Source organism: Arthrobacter sp. Dra40, assembly GCF_059091905.1.
The window spans coordinates 1-7,234 of the sequence record NZ_JBNHHB010000242.1 but is presented as its reverse complement, the minus strand read 5'-3'; the positions used below and the strand labels follow the sequence as shown (position 1 = coordinate 7,234).

Sequence of the window (7,234 nt, the reverse complement as noted above, 5' to 3'; positions counted from 1 at the left end):
GCAATGCCCGGGTCCGAGGTGGTGGAAAGCCTGCCTGTCTGCTTAGAGCAGTCCCAGCTTGGCGGCGCAGGCGGGCCAGTGGCCCCAGCCGCCGTTGCCGCGCAGCACTTCCGCGGTGGCGATCTGTTCGGACGGGCTGGCCATGTAGGCGTAGGGGGCGTACTTGCCGCCGCCGGCGCCGAGCCACGAGCTGGCACTGAACTGCAGGCCTCCTGAGTAGCCGTTGCCGGTGTTGATGGACCAATTGCCACCGGACTCGCACTCTGCCAGCGCCTGCCAGGTGCCCCCGACGTTGGCGCTGTTGACCTTGGCCGGGCGTTCCTTGGTGCCGACCGTGACCTTCTGGCTGACCGGTTCCCGGCTGACCTTTTCGCTGACCAGCTTCCGGTCGGTCTCCTTGCCGTCGGTCAGCACAATTTCGTAGACCTTGAGGCGTTCGCCGGCCTCGCCGACCCTGGTGACCTTCTCGTCGTCTTTGTACATGGCGGAGTTGGTCGTCCTGGTGGTTTCGTAGGGGATGGACTCCGTCTCCTCCACCCGCTCGCGATCGATCCGGGTGACCTTGACCTTGGCGCCTTCCTTGACCGGCTTCGCGGCGGCAACGGAGAGCTTGTCTTCCTTGCCCAGCTTGATGCCGTGCTCCTTCAGCAGGTCGCCGATAGTCGTCGCCGTGGAGACTTCCTTGCGGGTCTTGCCGTCCACGGCAATGGTGACGTTCTTCGGCGTCGAAATGGTCACCGCGCCCACGGAGGCCAGCTCTGCCGTCAGCGGCGCGGACAGTGCGGATTCGTCGGTGACTTCAAGCTCGTCCAGCAACTCCTTGACGGTTGCTGCGGTGGTGTGGACGGTGGAGGTGTCGCCATCCACGTTCACGTCCACCGGCTTGGCCGTGACCACTTCGATGCTGGCGCCGTCGGAAATCTTCTCGTCAATGGCCGGCGTGACGTCATCGAGCTCGCCGACGTGCACCTCCGATTCGGTTAGGACATCCGAGACGGTGGATCCGAAGGTGGACACGGTGCTCGCCTGACCGTCGACAGTCAGGGTGACGGACTTGTTGTTGCCCACGAAGGCCACCAGTCCAAGGACCAAGGCGGTCAAGACGACGATCTGGCCGGCGATCTTCACCCAGCGGTTCTTCAGCGCGTTTGTCACGGTTCCCGAATCTGTTGCAGTTTCCGGGCACGGGGACATCAAGACACACGCGTAGGGCGCGCCGGGTTTCACGGCACGGTGCGAGTGCAGGCAGCACCTGCAGCGGATGTTTGGGCGTACGAACGGAACGTCCAACGGCTACCGCCACGGGTGTCACAATGTCCGGTTGCCTTCCCCGACCCCGGCCATTAGCTACTTACCGTAATCGAAACGTGACATGGCGACAAGCCGGGCGGAGTACGGGCGGGCCCCGGCCGCGGTGTGGCCTGCCTCGCACCGGCCACCGGCTGGTTCGGATATCCGCGCTGGCTAGGAAAAATACCGCGCTGTTATTCCGGCTGCCATGACCCGTAGACGCGCCCGGTGTTTTCTGCCACCTCGGTGCATAACCGCGCCAAGTCCTTTCCCAGCACCTCGGCCATGGACCGCACGGTGTAGGGCACCAGATAACTGGCATTGGGGCGGCCCCGGTACGGGTGCGGAGTCAAAAACGGCGCATCCGTCTCGGCCAGCACCAGGGCCGGATCAGCGGTCGCCAGTGCTTCGCGCAGTCCGTCGGCATTCTTGAACGTGACGGTCCCGGCGAAGGACATGTGCCAGCCCCGGTTGTTGCAGATCCTGGCCAGCGCAGCGTCCCCGGAAAAGCAGTGGAAGACCACCTTTTCCGGCGCTCCTTCCTCGAGCAGCACGCGCACCACGTCCTCGTGTGCGTCCCGGTCATGGATCTGCAGGGCCAGGCCCAGACGCTTGGCGATGTCGATGTGGCGGCGGAACGACTCCTGCTGGGCGCCCCGGCCACCGCTTCCCGTCCGGTAGTAATCCAGTCCGGTTTCCCCGATCGCCCGAATCCGCGGATGGGCCGCAATCGACTCGATCTCGGCCCAAGCCTCTTCCAGCGTTCCCGCTTCGGCCAGCGGAGGGGCGTCATTGGGATGGATGGCCACCGCGCCCAGAAGCCGGGGCTCCGCCTCCACCGCCTGCAGCGTGAAGCGCGCAGACTCGAGGTCGCAGCCTACTTGGACGGCGCCCGCGACCCCGACGGCCTCTGCCGCATCCATCGCCTGCCCGAGCGTGACCGCCACCAGCCCGTCCCTAAAGTCCAAATGCGTGTGGTTGTCCATCACCGGGACGGGCAGCGGTTCGGGTGCAGGCGGATAGCTGCGATCGCGACGCCGGCCGTCCTCCTCCGTGGGGCTGTGGCCCGCCGCCGGGGCAGCGCTGCGGTCAGGCGTGTAGGCGGGAGGAGTTTCGCCGGCAACGGCGGCTGGAAGAACAGGCATGTTTCCAGCCTACTGAAGCACGCGGTAGGGCGGGCGCCACCCCGAAGAGGGCCTATCAAACAAACGTTTCACGTGTCTACCGCATCACACAGCCAGCAAGTAGGCTGGGACAACCGGCCCTCGGGGAAGGCATACCGGAAGGTAGTTCATGGACACGCAGCAGCACATGGCAGAGGCCGGGACCGTCCGCTCCGATCGGGCCGACCTGGGGCCGGAGAAAGGCCTCGCGCTGACGGACTTCCACGACGCCTGCGCCCGCATCAAGGCGTCGATCGAGACCGTCATCGACGGCAAGTCCGAAGCTGCGCGTCTGGCCCTGACAGTGCTGCTGGCCCAGGGGCACCTGCTGCTGGAGGATGTGCCCGGTGTGGGCAAGACCATGCTCGCCAAGACGCTGGCCAAGACCATCGACTGCAGTGTGCGCCGCATCCAGTTCACGCCGGACCTGCTGCCCTCCGACGTCACCGGCGTTTCCATCTACAACCAGGACGCGCACCGGTTCGAATTCCGGCCTGGGCCGGTGTTCGCCAATATCGTGATCGGCGACGAGATCAACCGTGCCTCGGCCAAGACGCAGTCGGCGCTGCTCGAATGCATGGAGGAACACCAGGTCACGGTGGACGGCAACTCCTACGCGCTGGACACCCCCTTCATGGTGATCGCCACCCAGAACCCGATCGAAATGGAAGGCACCTATCCGCTGCCGGAAGCCCAGCGCGACCGTTTCATGGCCCGGATTTCAATGGGGTATCCGGACCCGCGTGCCGAGATGGACATGCTGGAGACCCACCAGTCCGTTTCCCCGCTGGACGGAGTGCGCGCCGTCGTCACGGTGGACGAGGTCCGGAGCATGGTGGCCATGGTCCGCGATGTCTACGTCTCGCCCGCGGTGAAGGAATACACGGTCAACATCGGCCGGGCTACGCGCGACCATGGGCATCTGCGGTTGGGAGCGAGCCCGCGCGCCATGCTTCAGCTGCTTCGTGCGGCCAAGGCGACGGCGGCCCTGGGCGGCCGGGATTTCGTCCTGCCCGACGATGTTGCCGCCGTGGCCGAAGCCGTACTGGCCCACCGGTTGATCCTTGACCGCAAGGCCGTGACCGCCGGTGAGGACGCCTCCAGCGTGGTCGCCTCCGTTTTGGCCAAGGTTCCGGTGGGCGGCGATTCCCGCCGCACATCTTCCTGACTGCCATGGACGCGTTCGGCTGGCTGCCCACCCGGTATGTCACGCTGCGCGGGTGGGGTTTGCTGGCCGCCGGCACGCTGGCCCTGTTGTTGGCGCAGGTGCTGGGCCGCCGGGACTTGCTCACCCTGGCGGTGTTCCTGATCGCGCTGCCGCTGCTGGCCGCGTCCGCGATGGTGCTCCTCAAACCGCGTTTCACGGTCGAACGGAAGTTCCGGCCCGCCGCCGTCGAAACCGGCCTTGTGGCCCAGGTCCAGTTGACCGTCCGCCGCAGCGGCGGTGCGGCAGGCCTGGTGTACATGGAAGAGCAGCTGCCAGTGCGCTTCGGCAAGGCGCCGTCGTTCCGGTTCCCCGCACGGCACCCGTCCCGTTCCGGAGCAAGCGTGTACGAATACAGGCTCCGCTCCAGCAAGCGCGGGCTGTTCGCCATCGGCCCGGTGACGGCCGATTTCACGGACCCCTTTGGGCTGGCCAATCACCGGCACCATCTGGGGGAAACCAGCCCCTTGGTGGTCACGCCGGCGCCCGTGGAGCTGCCGGCCACCTCGCTGACCGGAGCCCGCGGTCAAGACGGCACCGCCAGCACCCGGCGGCAAGCGAACCCCAGCGACGACGACGTGACGACCCGTGAATACCGCTACGGCGATCCCATGCGCCGGGTTCATTGGGCCGCGACGGCCCGCCACGGGGAGCTGATGGTCCGGCAGGAAGAATCGGTGACAACACCGCAGGCTACCCTGGTGCTGGACCGGCGCGCCTCGGCCCATGGCACCGGCCTGCTGCCCGCGTTCGGTGACGGCGCCGACCAGCACGGCGATCTCCTGCACACATCACCGACCTTCGAGTGGGCCATTACAGCGGTGGCCTCGGCCGCCAACGACTTCCTCCAGCGCAACTACAGGGTCCGGCTCCTCGACACCCACGCCTCGGCGGCCGTGCTGGAGTCCCCGTCTGCACCGTCGCCCGGACAAGAGGAGTTCGACGGTCCCGCCGGCTACCAGGAGCTGGCCGAGGGACTGGCCGCGCTGGGACTGGCCGACGACCACCACAAGTCCGACCGGCATGCGGTTCCTCCCGCCTTCGGAGACCAGCTGATGGACAAACTGGCGGCTCACAAGTACAAAGGGCCGCTGGTAGCGGTCCTGGGCGGGATCAGCCCCGGCGAAGCACGTCTGCTGGCCCCCGCCGCCGAATTCGGCTCCCATGCCTTCGCTCTGATCGTCACCGACAGACCGCAACATGCCCGGGCTGCGATGGACCTGCTGCGTGCCGGCGGGTGGCGGACCGTGGCTGTCAGCCCCAAAGCCTCGCTGCCGGCTGCCTGGGCGCATTTCGACTCAAGCGACCGCATCCAGCCAGTGGGAACAGGGACGGCGTCATGACGGCCTTAGTGGACAAGCCTGCAGAGCGCCGCAGTCCCGAAACCTTGGGCGGGAGCGCCAACCGGCAGACTCCCCCCGGCATCGCGCCGTGGTTGATGAGCACCGCTGTTGTGGCTGCCGTCCTGTTGACCGCCGCGAGCCTGCACGACGTCCTCGAGGGTTGGAGTTGGTTCTTCCAGGTCGCCGTCACTGTCTGTTGCACCGAAGCGGGCACGGGGCTGGCGCGGCGGCTGGACTGGTCACCGCTGGCCGGCGCGGTGCTCGGGCTGGCCGCACTGGTGATGTCGGTAACGGCGCTTTTCCTGGCGCCGACCAGCTTGCTGGGGATAATCCCCGGACCCGACACGTTCGCGGCCCTCGATCCTATGCTGGAGGAAGCCCGCGACACCGTGGTCTCACAGGTCGCGCCGGTGCTGGTCAACAACGGAATTGCGCTGGCGGCCTGTGTGGGAGTCGGACTGATTGCCCTGCTGGTGGACACGCTCGCGGTTCCGCTGCAGATGCCCGCCGTCAGCGGTTTGGGCCTGCTCGCCCTGGCCATTGTCTCGGCCATCATCAAACCGAACAGCATCGGCGCTGCCGGCTTCCTGGCCGCCGCGGCGGGCTATCTCGTGCTTCTGGGCTGTGCCCAATGGCTTGCCGCCGACGGCACCGGCAGGGGGCGGCTGGCCTCGGCCGAGCAGGTCCGCCGGGCCGCGGGAATCGCGGCGGCCGGCCTGGCGGCCGCCCTGGTGCTTCCGCTGGCCATCCCGGGCTTCTCCTCCGGACTGTTCCCCGAAGGTTCACGGCTCAACTGGGGCGCGCCCACTGGTTTGAACCCGGTGGTCAGCCTGGGCGACAACCTGCGGCGGCCCGGCGCCTTCGGACGGATGACGTATGCCACCGATGCAAAGGACCCGCTCTATCTGCGCTCGGTCACGCTGGAAAACCTGACCGGCGCACGCTGGACCCCCAGCGAATTCGACGGCCACCGGCGCACCGGAATCGACGAACTGGACGTGCCGGGCACCGTAAACCTGCTGGCCGACGGAGACGTCACCACCACGCGGATCAGTACGTCATCCTTCACCAGCCCGTGGCTGCTGGCACCCTACGCGCCGGCACGGGTTTCCGGTGCCCGCGGCACGTGGAGCTGGGATCCGCGCACATTGAACATCCGCGGAGAATCAGGCACCACCACCGCGAACCAGGACTATGAGGTGCGCAGTGTCAGGCCTCAGCTGACAAGGGAAGTGCTCAGGGCCGCGGAACCGTCGAGTAACCCGATTGTTGATCCGGTGTTCTCCGAGCTTCCGGACAACATGCCCGCCATCATCGCGGACACCACGGCGAAGGTGCTCGACGGATTGACCAACCCCTACGAACAGGCCATGGCTATTCAGACCTATCTGCGGACGTCCGGCTTCGTCTACTCCGAACAGGCACCGGTAGACGGCGGCTACGACCAGAGCGGTTTCGAGATCGTGGCAGCGTTCCTGCAGAAGAAATCCGGCTACTGCATCCACTACGCAGCGACCATGGCCATCATGGCCCGGATCGCCGGCATTCCCAGCCGGATGGCCGTGGGCTACGCTCCGGGAAGGCCCACCGGAAACGTCATTGAAGATGGATCCGGCAAGAAACTGGAGGAGTTCGAAATCGATTCCCGGGACGCCCATTCCTGGCCGGAATTGTATTTCAGCGGCGTGGGCTGGGTAGCCTTCGAGCCCACTCCGTCACGCGGCGTGCTGCCTGCGTACGCCCAGACTGCTGCCGCCCCCGGCCCGGTGCTTCCGGAAGCGGACCCGCTGCGGCCCACTGGGCAACCCCGGGCTGCCACCGAGGCCCCGGGAGAGGCGGCGGCGTCGGGCTCCACCGGCGCAGCAGGCGAAGACATGCTCTCCCGCCAGATATGGTCGGCGGCCGCCGCATCCGTCGTGCTGGCCGTGGTGCTGGCGCCTTTGGTGCTCCGCCGCCGTCGTACCAGCCGGCGCCGCGCAGCGCTGGCCCACGGAGGCGGCACGGCAGCAGTACTCACGTGGGCAGAAGCGCTGGATACTGCCGAAGACCTCGGGTGGGCACCCGCGGCGACGGAATCACCACGGGCTTTCCAGCAGCGACTTGACGACGACGGCGTGGTCAGCGGAATATCTTCGGCCGCGCTGGCACGGCTGCGCGCAGGCTACGAGCGCGCTGCCTATGCCGCGCCAGAGACACCGGCACCGGGCGGCAGTAGCGCCGCCCGGTGGACAGAC

At 67.2% G+C, this 7,234-nt stretch carries 5 protein-coding genes; 3 read left to right on the top strand and 2 right to left on the bottom strand.

All coding sequences use genetic code 11. The features are described 5' to 3' along the window. Positions 1 to 42: 42 nt before the first annotated feature. The gene (locus tag AC5RWT_RS32625; protein ID WP_494083843.1) at positions 43 to 1,155 is read right to left on the bottom strand and encodes a resuscitation-promoting factor; all 1,113 of its coding nucleotides are present in this window, start codon (positions 1,153 to 1,155) and stop codon (positions 43 to 45) included. A gap of 329 nt (positions 1,156 to 1,484) precedes the next feature. Further along, positions 1,485 to 2,435 carry a TatD family hydrolase gene (locus AC5RWT_RS32620; protein ID WP_494083842.1) on the bottom strand — a complete coding sequence of 317 codons (951 nt, stop codon included), beginning with the start codon at positions 2,433 to 2,435 and terminating at the stop codon, positions 1,485 to 1,487. Positions 2,436 to 2,583: 148 nt separating this feature from the next. Here AC5RWT_RS32620 and AC5RWT_RS32615 point away from each other — a divergent pair, with 148 nt between their 5' ends. The 3 genes from AC5RWT_RS32615 to AC5RWT_RS32605 all read left to right on the top strand — a co-directional run. Further along, complete coding sequence (locus AC5RWT_RS32615; protein WP_494083841.1) at positions 2,584 to 3,621, top strand: AAA family ATPase; 1,038 nt, start codon at positions 2,584 to 2,586, stop codon at positions 3,619 to 3,621. A 5-nt stretch (positions 3,622 to 3,626) separates the two neighbouring features. Next, the gene (locus tag AC5RWT_RS32610; RefSeq protein ID WP_494083840.1) at positions 3,627 to 5,000 is read left to right on the top strand and encodes a DUF58 domain-containing protein; all 1,374 of its coding nucleotides are present in this window, start codon (positions 3,627 to 3,629) and stop codon (positions 4,998 to 5,000) included. Further along, the coding region (locus AC5RWT_RS32605) for a transglutaminase TgpA family protein (protein WP_494083839.1) at positions 4,997 to 7,234 on the top strand (2,238 nt) is incomplete at its 3' end. The genes AC5RWT_RS32610 and AC5RWT_RS32605, both read left to right, overlap by 4 nt.